Genomic DNA, 1556 nt, shown 5'->3' on the forward strand with positions numbered 1-1556 from the left:
AAAAACCCGGGGGTTATTGCCGATTGTACTGGTGACAACGCAGGGGACAGCGTTGGTCCCACCGCAGATGGTTTTGAGACTTATGGTGTAACCGGTGTGGCTTTGATTGCCTTTTTAGCCCTGGCATTGTTCACTAATCAAGAAATGGGCGGTAAATTAATCGTCTGGATTTTTGCCATGCGTATCTTGATGATACTTACCTCACTTGGTTCTTATTTTGCTAATGCAGGTATCAGTTCTGTCCTTTTTAAGAAGAAAAAAGAGTTCGATTTCGAACATCCTTTGACAAACTTAGTCTGGATAACCTCAACGCTCTCCATTCTGGTAACCTTTGGGGCAAGTTACCTTCTACTTGGCGATTTGACTGGTAAATACAGCATGCTCTGGTGGGCATTATCCATTATCATCAGCTGTGGAACCATCGCTGGTGCGTTGATTCCTGAATTTACCAAGATATTCACCAGCGTAAAATCCAGACACTGTGAAGAAGTGGTGAACTCCTCGCGACAGGGAGGACCATCCCTGAATATTCTTTCCGGATTTGTGGCAGGAAATTTCTCGGCATTCTGGGAAGGTCTAACTATCCTGGTGTTGATGTTAATTGCTTATTTTGCATCAAAGAACCCAGCTATTGTGGCCGTGATGCCCCCGGAATTTGTCTTTGCCGCTCCTGTATTTGCCTTTGGTCTGGTAGCCTTTGGTTTCTTAGGCATGGGACCAGTCACCATTGCCGTGGATAGTTTTGGTCCTGTATCGGATAATGCTCAATCAATCTATGAACTTTCAATGGTTGAATCTATCCCTGATGTGGCAAAAGAAATTAAGAATGATTTTGGGTTCGAACCGGATTTTGAACATTCCAAACACTATCTTGAATCGGCTGATGGGGCAGGAAATACCTTTAAAGCCACAGCTAAACCAGTGCTTATTGGCACAGCTGTTGTTGGTGCAACCACTATGGTTTTTGGTATCATTATTTTGATGGAGAGGCTTTTTGGAAATGTTATTGCCAACCTGAGCTTAGTTCAACCGGAAATCATCCTTGGCCTTCTTATGGGTGGTTGTGTGATTTACTGGTTCACTGGCTCCTCAACCCAGGCTGTAGTAACCGGTGCCTACCGTGCCGTTGTCTATATTAAAGACACTATTAATCTGGAACAAAAAGAGGCTTCAATCAAGGATAGTAAAGAGGTTGTTAAGATATGTACCATTTATGCCCAAAAAGGTATGATTAACATCTTCATCGTCATCTTCTTTATGGCACTGGCACTTTCTTTCTTCAACCCTTACTTCTTTATCGGCTATTTGATTGGTATTGCCTTTTTTGGGCTGTTCCAGGCAATCTTTATGGCTAATGCGGGTGGTTGTTGGGATAATGCCAAAAAGATTGTCGAAGTCGGTCTAAAAGAAAAAAATACACCACTTCATGAGGCAACCGTTGTCGGTGATACTGTGGGTGACCCGTTTAAAGATACCTCCTCGGTTTCAATGAACCCGGTGATTAAATTTACAACCTTATTTGGCCTCTTAGCCACAGAAATTGCCGTAACAATGAC

At 43.1% G+C, this 1556-nt stretch carries 1 protein-coding gene; it reads left to right on the forward strand.

Annotated elements, in window-relative coordinates; all coding sequences use genetic code 11:
• A partial coding sequence (locus tag AB1422_19345) for a sodium-translocating pyrophosphatase (GenBank protein MEW6621457.1) occupies positions 1 to 1556 on the forward strand: 1556 nt, incomplete at both ends.

It is taken from the genome of bacterium (assembly GCA_040757115.1).
Lineage (GTDB): Bacteria > UBA9089 > CG2-30-40-21 > CG2-30-40-21 > SBAY01 > JBFLXS01.